This window comes from Phreatobacter aquaticus (assembly GCF_005160265.1).
GTDB classification, from domain to species: domain Bacteria; phylum Pseudomonadota; class Alphaproteobacteria; order Rhizobiales; family Phreatobacteraceae; genus Phreatobacter; species Phreatobacter aquaticus.
Window position 1 is genome coordinate 3,408,062 of record NZ_CP039865.1, and the last position, 14,207, is coordinate 3,422,268.

Sequence of the window (14,207 nt, forward strand, 5' to 3'; positions counted from 1 at the left end):
CTGCCGTGGATAAGTCGTCAGACGGCCGCCGGTCTGGCCAGCGCCGCGCCGGGCCAGAGCTTGGCAGATGCGCGGACATATTGCTTCGGACGGGGGAGGTCGGCACCGAGCACGTCGGCCGCGTGCCAGCCCCAGCGCGGATTGTCGAGAAAGCCGCGTCCCAGCGCGACCATGTCGGCGGCGGCGGACGCGATGATCTCCTCGGCATGGCGCGGATCGGCGATGAGCCCGACGGCGCGGGTCGCAATCCCGGTGCCGTCCTTCACGGCCTTGGCGAAGGGCACCTGGTAGCCGGGCGAGACCTTGACGCGGGCCTTCGGCGATCCGCCGCCGGACGAGACGCAGATGAAGTCGAGACCGGCCTCCTTGAGCGCGGCGGAGAGGGCAACAGCGTCTTCCACCTGCAAGCCGTCATCGGCCCAGTCCTGGCCGGTGATGCGGGCGCCGAGCGCCACATCGGCCGGCAACGCGGCCCTGACCGCGCGGGCGATCTCCAATGGCCAGGCGAAACGGGCGTCGCGGCTGCCGCCATAGCGGTCGGTGCGATGGTTGGACAGCGGGCTCATCACATTGTGCAGGAGATAGCCATGCGCCATGTGGAGCTCGACCGCCTCGAAGCCGATGCGGGCCGCGCGCTTGGCGGCCTGAACGAAGGCTTCCAGGATGCGCGCCATGTCAGCCTCGTCCATTGCCTTCGGCATGTGCCAGCCGGCATCGAAGGGTTCGGCCGAGGCCGCAACCGTCGGCCAGGGGTCGGCACCGGGCGGCAGGGCGGCGCCACCTTCCCAGGGCCGCTGCGAAGACGCCTTGCGGCCGGCATGGCCGATCTGGATGCCGAAAGCGGTGCCGGGCAGGGCGACGGTGCGCGCCGCCGCGATCACCTTGGCCATGGCGGCCTCGTTGGCGTCGGAATAGAGGCCGACGCAGCCATGCGTGATCCGGCCGATGCGTTCGACGCCGGTCGCCTCGACGACGACCAGGCCGGCGCCCGACATGGCGAGGTTCATCAGGTGCTGCATGTGCCAATCGTTCATGCAGCCGTCATCGGCGGAATATTGGCACATCGGCGCGACGACGATGCGGTTCGGTAGTTCGACCGGGCCGATGTCGAAGGGGCTGAACAGGAGGCTCATCGGTCATCCATTGTCTGGCTGGAGCAGCCGGCGCTTGTCCGGCAGGGGCGTCAGGCGGTTTTGTCGCCCGGATGGTGTCCTTGGGGCAAGCCGGGCCGACGCATGGCGCATGTGTCCGGCGCAGACCACCCGACGCCGCAGATGGCTGGCGCGGGGCCGACATTCGGGCTAACCACCGATCCATGCTCCGGCAAGGCGCTCAGACAGGCTTTTGTTCTTCCCCGCGCCGGTGAGACAACCAGATCATTTCCCGGAAGCGCCATGACCGCCACGACACCCGACATGCAGGCCGCCGGCGATCGGCTCGCTCGCCGCAATGCCTTCGTTCTGGCGCTGGCAACTGCGCTGGCCGGCGCCAACACCACGGTGATGTTCGCAACCGGTGCCATTGTCGGAGCGGAACTGGCGCCCGTGCGGTCGCTTGCAACGCTCCCGATCTCGATCTTCGTCGTCGGCCTTGCCACCGCCAGCCTGCCGGTCGGCATGCTGATCCAGCGCGTTGGCCGCCGCGCTGCCTACCAGATCGCCACCATTGCCGGCGTGCTGACCGGCCTGTTCGGCTATCTCGGCGTCACGCTGTCCAGCTTTCCGATCTTCTGCGTCGCGACCTTCTGCGCCGGCTTCTATGCGTCCGCCGCGCAGAGCTACCGGTTTGCCGCGGCCGACACCGCCAGCGATGCCTTCCGCCCCAAGGCGATTTCCTGGGTGATGACCGGCGGCATCCTGGCCGGCGTCGTCGGCCCGCAGCTCGTCGTCTGGACCAAGGACGCCCTGCCGCCCATCCTGTTCGCCGGAACCTATATTGGACAGGCGGTGATCGCACTCATGGCCGGCGTCATCCTGTCGTTCATCGATATCCCGAAACCGAAGCCGGTCGTTGCCGGCTCGCATCGGCCGGTCTCCGCCTATTTCCGCGACCGCGCTTTCCTCACCGCTGTCACCTGTGGCGCGGCGACCTACATGCTGATGAATTTCGTCATGACCGCCGCTCCGCTCGCCATGATCGGCTGCAATCACTCCGTCGCCGACGCCGCCTACGGCATCCAGTGGCACGTCATCGCCATGTACGGCCCGAGCTTCTTCACCGGTAGCTTCATCGCGCGCTTCGGAGCGCCTCGCGTCGTCGCTGCGGGTCTGGCGCTGACCGCCCTGTCGGCCGCGGTCGCGCTGACCGGCATTACCGTCATGCATTTCTACGCAGCCCTCGTCTTGCTCGGGCTCGGCTGGAACTTCGGCTATATCGGCGCAAGCGCGATGGTGGCCGCGACGGCAGAGCCGCAAGAGCGCACGCGCGTGCAGTCGATCAACGATTTCTGCGTCTTCGGCGTCATGGCGATCGGGTCGTTCTCATCCGGCCAGGTGGTGACATCCTATGGCTGGGACATGGTCAACATCGTCGTCTTCCCGATCGTCGCCCTGGCAGCCGGGGCGCTTCTTCTGCGCCAGCTGACATCCAGCAGGGGACAAGCCGCCTGATATCGGCTTGAGCCTAAAGACCGATTGGCGGCTCCGTTGCTTAGCGGGCCGTATTTTGGCAAAAACACGACCGACTCGTGATCGAGCGCAACTCCGGGATTCCGGCGGTGGCCTCATCGGGCAATAACAAGCGGTCCGCAAAGGACCAGGCGGACGTCTCAATCAGGGGCGCCGGGCAAGAGGAACGTTGGGAATGAGCACTGCTCTGTGGGTAATTATCGGCTGTGGACTCCTGTCCATCGTCTACGGTGGCTGGGCCACCAAATGGCTTCTTGATCAGGATGCCGGTTCGGCGCGCATGCAGGAAATCTCCGGCGCCATCGCCGAGGGTGCGCAGGCCTATCTGAAGCGCCAGTACATCACGATCGGCATGGTCGGCGTGGTCATCCTGATCGCGCTCTACTTCCTTCTCGGCGGTGCAGTCGCCATCGGCTTCGTCATCGGCGCGGTTCTGTCGGGCGCTGCCGGCTTCATCGGCATGAACGTCTCGGTGCGCGCCAATGTCCGCACCGCCCAGGCGGCCTCCAAGTCGCTGGCCGCGGGCCTCGACGTCGCCTTCAAGGCGGGCGCGGTCACCGGTCTGCTTGTCGCCGGCCTCGCGCTGCTCGGCGTCGCTGTCTATTTCTGGTTCCTGACCGGTCCGATGGGCATGGGCCCGGCGAGCCGCACCGTGATCGACGCGCTCGTGGCGCTCGGCTTCGGCGCTTCGCTGATCTCGATCTTCGCCCGTCTCGGCGGCGGCATCTTCACCAAGGGCGCTGACGTCGGCGCCGATCTGGTCGGCAAGGTCGAAGCCGGCATTCCGGAAGATGACCCGCGCAACCCGGCGACCATTGCCGACAACGTGGGCGACAATGTCGGCGACTGCGCCGGCATGGCCGCCGACCTGTTCGAAACCTATGCCGTGACCGTGGTCGCAACCATGGTTCTGGCCGCAATCTTCTTCGCCAAGGCCTCGCCGCTCGTGCTGCAGGCGTCGCTGATCTATCCGCTCGCCATTTGCGCGGTGTGCATCGTCACCTCGATCATCGGCACCTTCTTCGTGAAGCTCGGCGCCGACAACTCGATCATGGGCGCGCTCTACAAGGGCCTGATCGCAACCGGCGTCCTCTCCGCAGTCGGTCTTGCCGCCGCCACCCAGTTCGTCACCGGTTGGGGCGAACTCGGCGTTGTGGCCGGCCAGTCGATCACCGGCAAGAACCTGTTCTTCTGCGGTCTCGTCGGCCTGCTGGTGACCGGTCTCATCGTCTGGATCACCGAATACTACACCGGCACGGGCAAGCGCCCGGTCGTCTCGATCGCCCAGGCCTCCGTCACCGGCCACGGCACCAACGTGATCCAGGGCCTGGCCGTGTCGCTCGAATCGACCGCGCTTCCGGCCATGGTCATCGTTGGCGGCATCATTGCCACCTTCCAGCTGGCCGGCCTCTACGGCACGGCGATCGCGGTCACCACCATGCTCGGCCTTGCCGGCATGATCGTCGCCCTCGACGCATTCGGACCGGTCACCGACAATGCCGGCGGCATTGCCGAAATGGCCGGCCTGCCCAAGGAAGTGCGTCACTCCACCGATGCGCTCGACGCGGTGGGCAACACCACCAAGGCGGTCACCAAGGGCTATGCGATCGGTTCGGCCGGCCTCGGCGCGCTGGTTCTCTTCGCAGCCTATACCAACGATTTGCAGCAGTTCATCGATGCAGGCCTTCCCTACTTCAAGGATGTCGGCAAGGTCTCCTTCGACCTGTCCAACCCCTATGTCGTCGCTGGCCTGATCTTCGGTGGCCTCATCCCCTACCTGTTCGGTGGCATCGCCATGACCGCCGTCGGCCGCGCCGCCGGTTCGGTCGTGGAAGAGGTCCGTCGCCAGTTCAAGGAGAAGCCGGGCATCATGCTCGGCACCGACAAGCCGGATTATGCCCGTGCTGTCGACATGCTGACCAAGGCGGCGATCAAGGAGATGATCATCCCCTCGCTGCTGCCGGTGCTCGCGCCGCTCATCGCCTATTTCGGCGTGCTGTGGCTGTCGGGCTCCAAGGCCTCGGCCTTCGCAGCACTTGGCGCCTCGCTGCTCGGCGTGATCGTCAACGGCCTGTTCGTGGCCATCTCGATGACGTCTGGCGGCGGTGCCTGGGACAACGCCAAGAAGTCGTTCGAAGACGGCTTCGTCGACAAGGACGGCGTGAAGCATCTGAAGGGTTCGGATGCCCACAAGGCCTCCGTCACCGGCGACACCGTCGGCGACCCCTACAAGGACACGGCGGGTCCCGCCGTCAATCCGGCGATCAAGATCTGCAACATCGTGGCGCTGCTGCTGCTCGCCATCCTCGCGCACTGATCTGTCGCACAGGACCAGAATGCAAAACCCCGCGGAGCGATCCGCGGGGTTCTGTCGTTCGAGGGGCGTCAGCGCCGCCGCGCTTCCTCCACCGAGCGGATGCGTCGGTAGGCGACGCCCAGCATCGTCCTGTTGTCGCCGGTCTCCTGGCCATAGACATCGGTGTCCTGGATGTTGATGCCGGCATCGAGACCGCCGATCACCCCGAGTGCCGAGGTCAGCTTGACGCCGGCCTGCGCCGTCCAGGCGACGCGGGTGTAAACGGCGGCGTTGTAGACAAGATCGATCACCGCCACCTCGCGACCGGCGGCGACGCTGCGGGCAATGCGCCGCGCGCAGGCGCCGTCTGTCGGGTACATCGTGTCGCGAACGGCCGAGGTGAGCCCCACAGCCTCGCCGTTGCTGACCCGGACATGGGCGGCATGGATCGGCGTCGTGGCATCGCCGAGCGAGAACGAGGCGATCTTGGCGAGATCGAACTTCAGATGCGCGCTCGCACTGAACACACGGTTGACCGTCATGACGGAGGTCGCATGGACGACCTCGGTCTTCACCCCGTCCCCCAGTTCCTCCCCGAGATTGCAGAGCCGTCGCTGGAGCTGGAACGTCACATAGCCGTCGCGCTTCATTGGCCGCTCGAACACGTCGCCGGGATGAAGATTGGTCACGCGCGGAAAGGCGAGGGACACCTCGCTGCCGCTGCCAAGCGCCGCAGCGACCGACGATAGCACCGCGTCGCGCACCCGCGTGTTGTCCGGCCTGTCGCCCGCGCCTTGCAATCCCGCGGTTTGGCAGCCCGCCAGCATGAGCGGCGCCAAGGCCGCCAGATATCGCACTCTCATCACAACCCCTCCCGTTGAATGCCCCAAGGCATTGCAATTGAGAGTTGTGTAAATAAGAATGTCAATCATAGAGTGTATTGACCGGGTATGCGCACACAGGTTGCGGCATCTGTCGATCAGAACGAAAAAACCCCGCCGAAGCGGGGCTTTTCAAGATTGCCGAGGCTTCTGCGCGACCTCAGGTCCGCGGGCCGATCATGATCTGACGGAGCAGGTTGGCTTCCTCGCCACCGGTCTGGGTCGTGCGGCTGACGAAGTCGAACACCTTGCCGTCCTGCAATCCGTAATTGGCAATCCGCTCGACACGCTTCTGACCATCAAAATAGACGGCCAGCACGTTGCGCTCGACGGTGCGAGGAGCCTGGAACGTGAATTGGCGGACCTGCTTCTCGTTGATGTAGTAGAAGACGTCACCGCTGATGGTGGAAATGGTGGTGGGCGTCCCAAGCGCGACCAGAACCTGATCCTGGCTGTTGCCCTGCTTGACCTGAGCGAGGGCATCCTCGCTGATCAGATAGCCGCGATTGAACGTTTCACCGCCGAAGCCGAGACCGGACATCGGGGCGCCGGAACAGCCGGCCAGCCACAAGGTGGCGGCAGCAGCGATGGCGGCCTTTGCCAGACGGGATGAGACAGGCATCATAAAGTCGACCTCAACTGACGTGCGGCACTGACAACGCCGATCCAGCGCTTGAATGCGCGGGCGCGTTGACTTAACCCCCATGCGCGACCAATTCAACCCGAACCAGGACGCGGCCCCATGATCTTCGGCCTGTTTCGCCGGAAGAAGAGCGACGAGACCATCTCGAGCCTTTACGGCGCCATCGTGGCGCAGGCTCGCAATCCCGTCTTCTATCGCGACCTCGGCGTCGCCGACACGGCTGAAGGACGGTTCGAAATGATCGTCCTGCATATGTTTCTCGTGCTCCACAGGCTCAAGGAAGAGCCGGAGGAAAGGCGGGAGCTCGGCCAGGCCTTGTTCGGCGTGCTGTTCCTCGACCTCGACCGGGGCCTGCGAGAAATGGGTGTCGGTGACCTCAAGGTGCCCAAGCGCATTCGCAAAATGGGCGAATCCTTCTACGGGCGCATCAAGGTCTATGATGAGGCCCTCGCCAGCGACGAGACGGATGCGCTCGAGCGCGCGCTTGCCCGCAACGTGCTCGGCAAGCCTGATGCGGAGACGGCCGGCTTCGCAGCCTATGTCCGGGCCGCGTCCGCCGAACTGGCCTCCCTGCCGTTCGAACGGCTCGCCAGCGGTGAGGTCATCTTCCCGTCCGTGCCGAGAGGAGCCGCGTCATGAGTGAAGCACGACCATCCGGCCTGCCGCATTGGCCTGTCCGCTTGTCCCAGGTCCCGTCCGGTGGCCTCGATTTTGTCCGCGACCGTCTGAGCGAGGACGATGCGCGCGCGTTCGCCGCCCACCTTGGTGTCCAGGCGCTGTCGGCCTTCCATCTCAAGGCCCATATCCGTCCTCATCGTGGCGACGGACTGGCGGTGGAGGGCAGGGTGCGGGCGACCGTCGCCCAGACCTGCGTTGTCAGCCTGGAGGCGATGGACAATCTGATCGATGAGGAAATCGAGGTCTCCTACCGTCCGCAGGAGGTCCTGAAGCCGGTCCTCGTCGAGGATGAAGACGGCATCGCGATCGATGCCGGTATCGACAGCGACGACCCGCTCATCGGCGGCACGATCGATCTCGCGGCCATCGCGGCCGAGTTCCTGGCACTTGGCATCGACCCCTATCCGCGGAAGCCGGGCATCGATTTCGATGCGCCGTCGGCGGGCGAGGGTGCTTCGCCCTTCGCGGCCCTCGCCAAGCTGAAACGCTAGGGATTAGAAAGCCGAGCAATCTTTCCCTCAGAAAACAGGCAGCCCCTTGTGCCGCCGTTTTCAGGCGCTATTGTCCCGGCTCCTCGAACCGGCGGTTCGATTGCAGGTCTGGGCGCATCGGGCGCCCGCGCGAACGGGATGGCGAATGTCCGAGAAGGTCAGGCTTGCCCTTGATGTCATGGGGGGAGATTTTGGTCCCTCCGTCGTCATTCCAGGCGCCGAAATTGCCTTGTCGCGCCATAAGGACATGGAATTCGTGCTGGTCGGCGACGAGCGCCAGATCATGCCGCTTCTCGCCGCCAATCCGCGCGTCAAGGCGCGCTCCGAGATCGTTCACACCGACATTGCCATCCGGATGGACGATAAGCCGTCCAAGGCGCTGCGCTATGGCCGGCGTGTGTCTTCCATGTGGAAGGCGCTGGACGAGGTCAAATTCGGCCGTGCCGCAGCCGCCGTCTCGGCCGGTAACACTGGCGCCCTGATGGCCATGGCTGCCTTCAACCTGAAGACCATGCCGGGCATCGAGCGGCCGGCGCTGGCGGCGCTGTGGCCGACGCTGAAGGGCGAATCGATCGTGCTCGACATGGGCGCCTCGATCGGCGCCGACGCGGCGGCCCTCTTCGACATGGCCGTGATGGGCGCCGCGATGGCGCGCGTGGTCTTCGACATCGAGCGCCCGACCGTCGGCCTGCTCAATATCGGCGTCGAGGAGGTCAAGGGCCTCGAATTCATCCGCGAGGCCGGCCAGATGCTGCGCGACGCGGACCTCGCCGATCTCGACTATCGCGGTTTCGTCGAGGGCGACGATATCGGCAAGGGCACGGTCGAAGTCGTCGTCACCGAGGGCTTCACCGGCAATATCGCGCTGAAGACCGGCGAGGGGACTGCCCGCCAGATCGGCGAATATCTGAGGGCCGCCATGTCTCGCACCTGGCGCTCGCGCCTGGGCTACCTGCTTGCGCGCAATGCCTTTGCGACGCTGCGCGAGAAGATGGATCCCCGCAAGTCGAACGGCGCGGTGTTCCTCGGCCTCAACGGCGTCGTTGTGAAAAGTCATGGCGGAACCGATCCGATCGGCTTTGCAAGCGCGGTCGATGTCGCCTACGACATGGCCCGCTACGATCTCCAGTCGAAGATCCGCACCATGGTGGATGTGTCCCACGCGGCGCGGAAAGACCCAACAGCAGCACCGGTCGAGGCCGCATCGTGACCCTTCGTTCCGTCGTCCTCGGTGTCGGCAGCCATCTGCCGGCGCGCATCCTGACCAATGCCGAACTGGCGGGACAGGTCGATACATCGGACGAGTGGATCGTCCAGCGCACCGGCATTCACCAGCGCCACATCGCTGGCGAAGGCGAGACCACCTCGGATCTGGCCTTTCATGCGGCCGAGAAGGCGCTCGCCCATGCCGGCGTGGCCGCCACCGACATCGACCTGATCATCCTCGCGACATCGACGCCCGACCGCACCTTTCCGGCGAGTGCCACCGCCGTCCAGATGCGCCTCGGCATCACCCATGGCGTTGCCTTTGATCTGCAGGCAGTCTGCTCCGGTTTCATCTTCGCGCTGACGACCGCCGACAAGTTCCTCCGTTCGGGCAGCCACAAGCGGGCTCTAGTCATCGGGGCCGAGACCTTCTCGCGCATTCTCGACTGGGAAGACCGCACGACCTGCGTGCTGTTCGGTGACGGCGCTGGCGCCATCGTCCTGGAGGCGCAGGAGCAGCCGGACGGGATCGCGGGCAGGGGCATCCTCACCACCCATCTGCGCTCCGACGGCCGCCATACGTCCAAGCTCTATGTCGATGGCGGGCCTTCGCTGACCGGCACGGTCGGCCACCTGCGCATGGAGGGCCGCGAGGTCTTCAAACATGCGGTCGGCATGATCACCGATGTGATGACCGATGCCTATGCCGCCACCGGCACGTCATCGGCCGATCTCGACTGGTTCGTGCCCCACCAGGCCAACAAGCGCATCATCGATGCATCCGCCGACAAGCTGAAGATCGACCGCGACAAGGTGGTGATAACCGTCGATCGCCACGGCAACACATCCGCGGCCTCGATCCCGCTGGCGCTCGACGTCGCCGTCAAGGATGGCCGCATCCAGAAGGGCCATCTGGTCATGCTGGAGGCGATGGGCGGCGGGTTTACCTGGGGTTCGGCGCTTCTGCGTTGGTGACGCCGGCGTGATCGAAGGTGTTGACCGCCGCCGGTTGAACCCATAGTGATAATGAAATCAGAATGATAAGGGCACCTGTCGGCATCTGGACCGACGCGTGAATGTTGCCCGTAGAGCTTAACTTTGGGGGTCGATATGGCGGGCAAGACCGTCACACGCGCCGACTTGTGCGAGGCTGTGTATCAGAAGGTCGGACTTTCCAGGACGGAGTCGGCGCAACTCGTCGAACTCGTGCTCAAGGAGGTCACGGATTGCCTCGCCGATGGCGAGACCGTGAAACTGTCGTCCTTCGGCTCCTTCGTCGTGCGCTCGAAGGGCGAGCGTGTCGGCCGCAATCCGAAGACCGGCCAGGAAGTGCCGATCGCGCCACGGCGCGTCATGGTGTTCAAGCCGTCCAACATCCTCAAGGCCAAGATCAATGGCCAGAGTGGCGAGGGCCTCAAGGACTGACGCGTCCCCGGTGTCGTCTTTCCCTTAGGTCAACATTTGTCGCAAAAACTGTCCTTTTTCATGATACCGGCCGTTGTCGTGGCGCCGCGAATCCGTCACGCTTTGGCCTTCCGCGCACGTTAGCGATCGGGCTGCCGCAAGCTTTCGCGGTTCAGGCTGACGCCCCCATCTGCGCTCCCAGGCTATCGGTGACTGTCCGTGGACAAGGCTCCCGACGCATATCGTACGATCAGCGAGGTCGCGGATGATCTCGACCTGCCGCAGCACGTGCTGCGGTTCTGGGAGACCCGTTTTTCGCAGATCAAGCCACTGAAGCGCGGCGGCGGCCGGCGCTATTATCGCCCCGACGACATCGACCTGCTGCGCGGCATCCGGCATCTGCTCTACGGGGAAGGCTACACGATCCGCGGCGTTCAGCGGATCATCAAGGAAAGCGGCATCAAGGCGATCCAGGCGCTGGGGCGCGGCGAGGGTGCTGTCCCGCGCGCCAAGCCGGGTGGTCCTGATATCATCGATCCCGAGACCGGCGACGATGGCGCCCTCGATCTCGGTCCCGATGATGACGAATTGCCCAACATGGCCGCAGCGCCACAGGCCGCGCCCGCCGTGGCGCCGAGGCAAGAGCCGCCACCGCTCTCTGCTCATGTCGACGACGCTCACCACAGCACCCGGCGGCAGGAGCCGACCATGCAGCCGGCGGTCCAGCCGGCGTTGATGCAACCCTCAGCCCAGCCGGCGCGGACAGCCATGTTCCGCGAGCCGCCAGTCGATCTTGGCAGCGCGGAGCCGCCCCCCCGGCCTTCGATCCAGACCTATCCTGTGCCCGCCAACCCGGTTGCCGATATCGCCCGCCCGCCGCTGGTTGCGAGCCCATCGGCCGAGGCTTACCGTCCGCCAGCGCCAATGCCTGCTCCCAATCCGGCTCCGATGCCATCCGTAGCGCCGGCACCCGTCCGCTATGCCGAACCGCTGCCAAGCGCCGCGAGAGGTTCGGCCGCCGCCTTGGCCGCCGATCATATCCGGCGCCTCCAGGCCGCACTCTACGAATTGTCGGAATGCCGCCGCAGGCTCGATCAGGCCTTCGAGGCGCGCTGAGCGAGGCGAGGGCCCATGTCGAGCACCGGCCGCATGGGCTCAAGAGGCCTGATCGCCGCCATGTGCCTCGGCCAGGTCGGCAATCTCGTGCCCCATGTCATCCTCCAGGCGATCATGGCCCGGCATCTCATGCCCGCCTGGGGGCTTTCGGCCACTGAAGCAGGGTTGATGGCCAGCGCCTATGCGCTTGGCTACATGCTGGCGGTGCCGGTTCTGGTGACCCTCACGGACCGCATCGATGCCAGGCTGATCCTTACCGGCGGGTCGGCGGCGAGCGGGCTGTGCACGATCGGCCTGGGGCTGTTCGCCGATGGCGCGCTGTCGGCCGCCCTGTTCTGGGGCCTGGCCGGAATGAGCTTCGCCGGCGCCTATATGCCCGGCCTCAAGGCGATGACCGACCGGCTGTCCGGCGCCGATCCCTCACGCGCGATCGCCTTCTACACATCGTGCTTTGCCCTTGGTGTCGGCCTGTCGTTCCTGCTGGGCCAGGTGATCGCCGACAGGTTCGGCTGGCGCGCGGCATTCGTCGTCACCGGCTTTGGCCCGCTGGTCATGGTGGCGGTCGGCCTATGGCTCAAGCCTGTCGCGCCGAAGCCGTCAGGTGGCCGGCTGCTCGATTTCCGGCCGGTCTTCGCCAACCGCCAGGCGCTCGGCTATATCTTCGCCTATTCCATCCACTGCCTCGAGCTCTATGGCTGGCGCACCTGGATCGTCGGCTTCTGGTCGTTCATCGCCGCCTCGCGCGGCGGGCTGGTGCCGATCGATGCCTTGGCCTTGTCGTTCCTCGTCAGCGTCATCTCGATGCCGGCGAGCCTCATTGGCAACGAACTCGCCATGCGCTTCGGCCGCCACGCAACCATCGCCCGGATCATGAATGCCGCAAGCCTGATCGCCATCGCCATCGCAATCGGCGTCGAGGCGCCGCCCGCCTTGCTGCTCTGCCTCGTCTTTCTCTATGCCGTCGCGATCCCGGCCGATTCCGGCGCGCTCACTGCCGGCATGAGTGCGGCGGCGACCACGAGCCATCGCGGTGCAACCATGGCGCTGCACACCACGATGGGCTTTGCCTTCTCGGCAATTGGCGCCTGGTCAAGCGGCCTGATGCTCGACCTTGCCGGCGGCCCGGCTTCCGCCTCTGGCTGGCGCGCCATGTTCGGGCTCTTTGCCGTTATCGGTCTGGCCGGTCCGCTGGCGCTCTGGTGGTCGAGACGCTGACAGAAAGCCCTTGCAATCCGGAACGGACAAGAACATATAGAGAACATTGTGGAGGCCTGACCATGGCACAGCATTCCCTGCGGATCCGCGACGAGGCGGAGACCGAAACCTACGAGCCGAGCGACGCCGAGGTGGAAGAGGTCCTCGCCGAGTTCGACGGCGATCCGCGCCGCGCCATCAAGGCGCTGTTGCAGGATATCGAGGCTCTCGCCAGCGATCGCCGCGGCACGCTCGCCTATGGCTACATGTACCAGCACCTGGAACTGGTGAAGCTGCCCTGATCAGCGTCGGGAACCGATGGCTGACTGGCCGGTTGTTCTCGCGAAACCGAGGAGGCCACGCCATGGCAGTCAAACCCGAATCCGGTGCTCATCAGCCCGAAGCCCTGGCGCTCGCCGCCGAGGCAGCGCGTCACGGCGGCAAGAAGCCGGATGATGTCGGCCTGGTCGCAACGCCGAAGACCGCACCTGTGCAGACGAGCTCGGCCGCCAAGGATCGTGCGGCCACCAAGGTTCTGCAGGAGGGCGTCACCGGCAAGGACAAGGGCGCCGAGGCGGCAATCGATGCCCTGCCGGATCGCACCAAACCGCTCGGCGAGGGTCGCGGCAAGCGTTGATTGGCCAGACAGGCCGGGGGCATGAGCCTCCGGTCTGGCGCCGTCGATGAATCTCGAGCTGGCAACGGCGCTCGGGATAGCACCCGGTCAGGCGGCGGCCTTTGTGCCTTGCGGGCGCATGGCTAGCATGGGTTGCTTTGCCCACGCCTTGGCGGCATTCACCCGCGCATGAGCAGGACATTCATCTTCCTGGGCGGCGATGCTTGGCCGCTCGACAGCAACGTGGAAGACACGCTTCGCAGCAGGCTCGTCGGTCCGGACGATTGTTTCATCGGCCACAAGACCGTCATGGTCGGCGAGCGGACATTCGACCTCGCACGGCGGTCTCAGCGGCTGCTTGAGGTACTTCTCCCGCTTGCCGCCCGATCCGAGTCGGTGGTCGTCCTCGGACGTTCGTCGGGCGCACGGATCGCCACGACAATCGCCCCGCTCGTCAGCGCGCAATGCCGATCCCTTCACATCGTCGCTCTGGCCTATCCGTTCGAGAATCCGGAGCTGGGGCCGGAACCGGAGCGCTATCGTCACCTTGAAACGCTCGCCGTCCCGACCTTGATCGTTCAGGGCACGCGCGATGAATATGGCGGCCGGGACGTCCTCACGCGTTACGAATTCTCCGCCGCCATCGAGATCATGTTCGTCGACAACAACCACTTCTTTAGCCTTGAGGACGCCGATTGGGATGTCGTGCTCGAGCGGATCGGGCGGTTTATCGGCGCGGGTGGGTGAGGTTGCCGCCTTGTGCCGCCGGTCGGTGACGTCGCTCGCGATTGTCCTGGCTCACAATCGACTGCAGGCCGGCTTGGACGCTTGCAGATCCGGACACAGTGAGAGCGAGCACGAAAAGGACCGCGCGAAGGCGGCCTCTTTGAGCCGAGAGCAGATTGCTCAAGAGCACTCGACGACCGCGGAACGGCCGGTCGATCTCAAACTGATTGGGCGATAAAGGGAAAATTGGTCGGAGTGCAGAGATTTGAACTCTGGACCCCTTGCACCCCATGCAAGTGCGCTACCGGGCTGCGCTACACTCCGACCGT

Annotated in this window: 14 protein-coding genes, 1 tRNA gene and 1 pseudogene; 12 read left to right on the plus strand and 4 right to left on the minus strand. The window is 65.4% G+C overall.

The genetic code is table 11. The features are described 5' to 3' along the window. Positions 1-17: 17 nt before the first annotated feature. Positions 18-1,133: an NADH:flavin oxidoreductase/NADH oxidase gene (locus tag E8L99_RS16075; RefSeq protein WP_137100497.1), complete on the minus strand. Its 1,116-nt coding sequence runs from the start codon at positions 1,131-1,133 to the stop codon at positions 18-20. A 261-nt stretch (positions 1,134-1,394) separates the two neighbouring features. Here E8L99_RS16075 and E8L99_RS16080 point away from each other — a divergent pair, with 261 nt between their 5' ends. Next, positions 1,395-2,609: an MFS transporter gene (locus E8L99_RS16080; protein WP_137100498.1), complete on the plus strand. Its 1,215-nt coding sequence runs from the start codon at positions 1,395-1,397 to the stop codon at positions 2,607-2,609. 193 nt (positions 2,610-2,802) lie between these two features. Further along, positions 2,803-4,944: a sodium-translocating pyrophosphatase gene (locus tag E8L99_RS16085; protein WP_137100499.1), complete on the plus strand. Its 2,142-nt coding sequence runs from the start codon at positions 2,803-2,805 to the stop codon at positions 4,942-4,944. Between the two features lie 68 nt (positions 4,945-5,012). Here E8L99_RS16085 and E8L99_RS16090 read toward each other — a convergent pair whose 3' ends face one another. Both E8L99_RS16090 and E8L99_RS16095 read right to left on the minus strand, forming a co-directional pair. Beyond that, the gene (locus E8L99_RS16090; protein ID WP_137100500.1) at positions 5,013-5,786 is read right to left on the minus strand and encodes a hypothetical protein; all 774 of its coding nucleotides are present in this window, start codon (positions 5,784-5,786) and stop codon (positions 5,013-5,015) included. Positions 5,787-5,964: 178 nt separating this feature from the next. After that, on the minus strand, positions 5,965-6,426 hold the full coding sequence (locus E8L99_RS16095; protein ID WP_252511131.1) for an outer membrane protein assembly factor BamE: 462 nt from the start codon (positions 6,424-6,426) through the stop codon (positions 5,965-5,967). Positions 6,427-6,546: 120 nt separating this feature from the next. Between E8L99_RS16095 and E8L99_RS16100 the strand changes: the two genes are divergently transcribed. The 10 genes and pseudogenes from E8L99_RS16100 to E8L99_RS16145 all read left to right on the plus strand — a co-directional run bounded on the left by E8L99_RS16100 (position 6,547) and on the right by E8L99_RS16145 (position 13,899). Then, a complete protein-coding gene (locus tag E8L99_RS16100; RefSeq protein WP_137100502.1) occupies positions 6,547-7,086 on the plus strand; it encodes a ubiquinol-cytochrome C chaperone family protein in 540 nt (179 codons plus the stop codon). Further along, positions 7,083-7,616 carry a YceD family protein gene (locus E8L99_RS16105; protein ID WP_137100503.1) on the plus strand — a complete coding sequence of 178 codons (534 nt, stop codon included), beginning with the start codon at positions 7,083-7,085 and terminating at the stop codon, positions 7,614-7,616. Before E8L99_RS16100 ends, E8L99_RS16105 begins: the two co-directional genes overlap by 4 nt. A gap of 145 nt (positions 7,617-7,761) precedes the next feature. After that, positions 7,762-8,826, plus strand: coding sequence for a phosphate acyltransferase PlsX (gene plsX, locus E8L99_RS16110; protein ID WP_137100504.1), 1,065 nt, complete (start codon positions 7,762-7,764; stop codon positions 8,824-8,826). Further along, positions 8,820-9,797: a beta-ketoacyl-ACP synthase III gene (locus E8L99_RS16115; protein WP_137102151.1), complete on the plus strand. Its 978-nt coding sequence runs from the start codon at positions 8,820-8,822 to the stop codon at positions 9,795-9,797. The genes plsX and E8L99_RS16115 overlap by 7 nt, the downstream gene beginning before the upstream one ends. A gap of 135 nt (positions 9,798-9,932) precedes the next feature. After that, positions 9,933-10,247: an integration host factor subunit alpha gene (locus tag E8L99_RS16120; protein WP_137100505.1), complete on the plus strand. Its 315-nt coding sequence runs from the start codon at positions 9,933-9,935 to the stop codon at positions 10,245-10,247. A gap of 198 nt (positions 10,248-10,445) precedes the next feature. Then, a pseudogene (locus E8L99_RS24105) lies at positions 10,446-10,706 on the plus strand (MerR family transcriptional regulator); the annotation flags it as partial. Between the two features lie 651 nt (positions 10,707-11,357). Then, complete coding sequence (locus E8L99_RS16130; protein ID WP_252511132.1) at positions 11,358-12,557, plus strand: MFS transporter; 1,200 nt, start codon at positions 11,358-11,360, stop codon at positions 12,555-12,557. Positions 12,558-12,619: 62 nt separating this feature from the next. Next, on the plus strand, positions 12,620-12,838 hold the full coding sequence (locus E8L99_RS16135; protein WP_137100507.1) for a hypothetical protein: 219 nt from the start codon (positions 12,620-12,622) through the stop codon (positions 12,836-12,838). A gap of 62 nt (positions 12,839-12,900) precedes the next feature. Beyond that, positions 12,901-13,173 carry a hypothetical protein gene (locus E8L99_RS16140; protein WP_137100508.1) on the plus strand — a complete coding sequence of 91 codons (273 nt, stop codon included), beginning with the start codon at positions 12,901-12,903 and terminating at the stop codon, positions 13,171-13,173. A 168-nt stretch (positions 13,174-13,341) separates the two neighbouring features. Next, entirely contained in the window at positions 13,342-13,899 is a 558-nt protein-coding gene (locus E8L99_RS16145; protein ID WP_137100509.1) for an alpha/beta family hydrolase, read from the plus strand. Between the two features lie 226 nt (positions 13,900-14,125). On the opposite strand, the gene E8L99_RS16150 is transcribed toward E8L99_RS16145, so the two are convergent. Further along, positions 14,126-14,202, minus strand: a tRNA-Pro gene (locus E8L99_RS16150). Positions 14,203-14,207: the final 5 nt, after the last annotated feature.

Coding starts and splice junctions, on each gene's coding strand:
- E8L99_RS16075 (WP_137100497.1), bottom strand. CDS start 1,133: ATGAGCCTCCTGTTCAGCCCCTTCGACATCGGCCCGGTCGAACTACCG.
- E8L99_RS16080 (WP_137100498.1), top strand. CDS start 1,395: ATGACCGCCACGACACCCGACATGCAGGCCGCCGGCGATCGGCTCGCT.
- E8L99_RS16085 (WP_137100499.1), top strand. CDS start 2,803: ATGAGCACTGCTCTGTGGGTAATTATCGGCTGTGGACTCCTGTCCATC.
- E8L99_RS16090 (WP_137100500.1), bottom strand. CDS start 5,786: ATGAGAGTGCGATATCTGGCGGCCTTGGCGCCGCTCATGCTGGCGGGC.
- E8L99_RS16095 (WP_252511131.1), bottom strand. CDS start 6,426: ATGCCTGTCTCATCCCGTCTGGCAAAGGCCGCCATCGCTGCTGCCGCC.
- E8L99_RS16100 (WP_137100502.1), top strand. CDS start 6,547: ATGATCTTCGGCCTGTTTCGCCGGAAGAAGAGCGACGAGACCATCTCG.
- E8L99_RS16105 (WP_137100503.1), top strand. CDS start 7,083: ATGAGTGAAGCACGACCATCCGGCCTGCCGCATTGGCCTGTCCGCTTG.
- plsX (WP_137100504.1), top strand. CDS start 7,762: ATGTCCGAGAAGGTCAGGCTTGCCCTTGATGTCATGGGGGGAGATTTT.
- E8L99_RS16120 (WP_137100505.1), top strand. CDS start 9,933: ATGGCGGGCAAGACCGTCACACGCGCCGACTTGTGCGAGGCTGTGTAT.
- E8L99_RS16130 (WP_252511132.1), top strand. CDS start 11,358: ATGTCGAGCACCGGCCGCATGGGCTCAAGAGGCCTGATCGCCGCCATG.
- E8L99_RS16135 (WP_137100507.1), top strand. CDS start 12,620: ATGGCACAGCATTCCCTGCGGATCCGCGACGAGGCGGAGACCGAAACC.
- E8L99_RS16140 (WP_137100508.1), top strand. CDS start 12,901: ATGGCAGTCAAACCCGAATCCGGTGCTCATCAGCCCGAAGCCCTGGCG.
- E8L99_RS16145 (WP_137100509.1), top strand. CDS start 13,342: ATGAGCAGGACATTCATCTTCCTGGGCGGCGATGCTTGGCCGCTCGAC.